Annotated in this window: 2 protein-coding genes; one reads left to right on the forward strand and one right to left on the reverse strand. The window is 62.8% G+C overall.

Annotated features, from left to right (window positions below; all coding sequences use genetic code 11):
• The first annotated feature begins 99 nt into the window (after positions 1-99).
• Positions 100-1182: an IS1595 family transposase gene (locus LQE90_RS12285; RefSeq protein ID WP_216530026.1), complete on the forward strand. Its 1083-nt coding sequence runs from the start codon at positions 100-102 to the stop codon at positions 1180-1182.
• 71 nt (positions 1183-1253) lie between these two features.
• Here LQE90_RS12285 and LQE90_RS12290 read toward each other — a convergent pair.
• The coding region (locus LQE90_RS12290) for a nucleotidyltransferase domain-containing protein (RefSeq protein ID WP_439651868.1) at positions 1254-1757 on the reverse strand (504 nt) is incomplete at its 5' end.

Raw genomic sequence — 1757 nt, forward strand, 5'->3', positions numbered from 1 at the left:
ACGTTGTGTTAGACCACTTTGGATAAGTGTCCTGCACGCAGTACACGCGACGGGGCCCCGGTTGCGACAATTCCATCATCAGGAGAGATGGAGGTTGCAATGGAAGACGTGCTCACCCAGCTGACGAGGCAGTTCCTCCCGCAGATGACGGCTGCCGAGAAGAGCAGGGCCCTGAGATCGCTCAAGGCGCTGATAGACGCGGAGCTTTTCGACCTCGCGGCAAGCGAGGGGGCGGAAGACGATCCCGACAGAGCCTGCCCCTGGTGCGGCTCCCCGCATTACGTGAAGAGGGGGCGAGACGGGCGCGGCCGTCAGCGGTTCCTCTGCCGAGGGTGCGCCAGGACCTTCACCGACGCCACCATGCGCATCTTCTCCACCACCAAGCTCGACAGGTCGGCCTGGATGAGGTTCGCGGAGTGCCACGTGGACATGCTCCCGCTGCGCGAGTCGGCGGAAAAGTGCGGCGTGTGCCTCAAGACGGCGTTCTTCATGCGCCACAGGCTGCTCGAGGCCATGGCCAAGCGCATGCCCGCCTTCCGCGTGGAGGCCGGCGGCGGGGCCGAGCTCGACGAGTGCTTCTTCAGGGAGAGCTTCAAGGGAAACCGCTCCAGGTCGGAGTCCGGCGTGCCCAGGAAGCCCCGCACAAGGTCGCAGGGAACCGACGGGCACGAGAAGATATGCGTGCTCACCGGCATCAACGACGCCGGCGACATCTTCTACGAGATTGCGGGGAGGGGCGGCCTCGACGAGGCGGCAGCCAGGGAGCTGCTCGCCGACAAGCTCGCGGTCGGCGCGATAATCTCGACGGACCGTGCGCACGTGTACCGCCGCGTCCTGCCCGCCCTCGGCGTCGGCGCGCACATCGCCAGCAAGAGGGAGGAGCACGCCATCAACAGGGTGAACAGCCTCCACTCCCAGATGAGGCACTTCATCGGCAGGTTCCGGGGCGTCTCCACGAGACGCCTCGAGAACTACCTCGCCTGGTTCAAGTGGACATGGTGCTTCAAGGTCCGCAGGAGCGCGGACGAGCTCGCCGAGCTCATAGTGAGGCAGGCGGCCCGCGGCACGTACGAGAAGACCTGGCGCCAGTACAAGCGAACACCCTATCCGTTCTACGAGTACTGGATCAAGCAGGCGAAATGGGACTCGCGTGCGCGGAGGTCCATATACGGCGTGGCGTGATGTCCAGGGCGGTCTGGCGCAGCGCATCTGCGGCAAGCGCTGAAGTCGTGCCCCGATGCAAATAGCAACAGCTAGCGATATTCTTCGGGAACGTCGAAACCGTACTCACGGCATAGGAGCATGACATCGTGGACGTCGTGCTCGTCATGCTGATAGCCCAAGTGAAACAACAGCTGGCTTTCGGGGTCGATGCACGACACCTCCACCTCGCCGATGCGCCCCCTCCCCGAAAAGACCTCCCCGGGAAAACGATCTCCCTGATACAGAATATCGCCATTCTCGGCGAAATCGAAGCAATGCAGGTCGACGATGCGCCCCGCCTCGTCTTGCCACACCGTGTGATCTTCGGTGGTGAAAGATGCAGCCACCTCGGAAAACCCCTCATCAGCAATTAGATCCACGAACCTTTGGTAATCCCCGCGCTGAACGAACAGGTCGATGTCGTTATGAGCCCTGGTCTCACGCCCGACAAGCGCATCGACGCCCCAGCCGCCATCAAGGTATACGCCAATGCCCGCACCTGCGGAAAGGCCGATTATCCAACACGCATCATCCTTGGTGACCATAGGAGCTCC

The sequence above is a fragment of the Paraeggerthella hominis genome, assembly GCF_021044775.1.
In the GTDB taxonomy this organism is placed as follows: domain Bacteria; phylum Actinomycetota; class Coriobacteriia; order Coriobacteriales; family Eggerthellaceae; genus Paraeggerthella; species Paraeggerthella hominis.

Coding starts and splice junctions, on each gene's coding strand:
- LQE90_RS12285 (WP_216530026.1), top strand. CDS start 100: ATGGAAGACGTGCTCACCCAGCTGACGAGGCAGTTCCTCCCGCAGATG.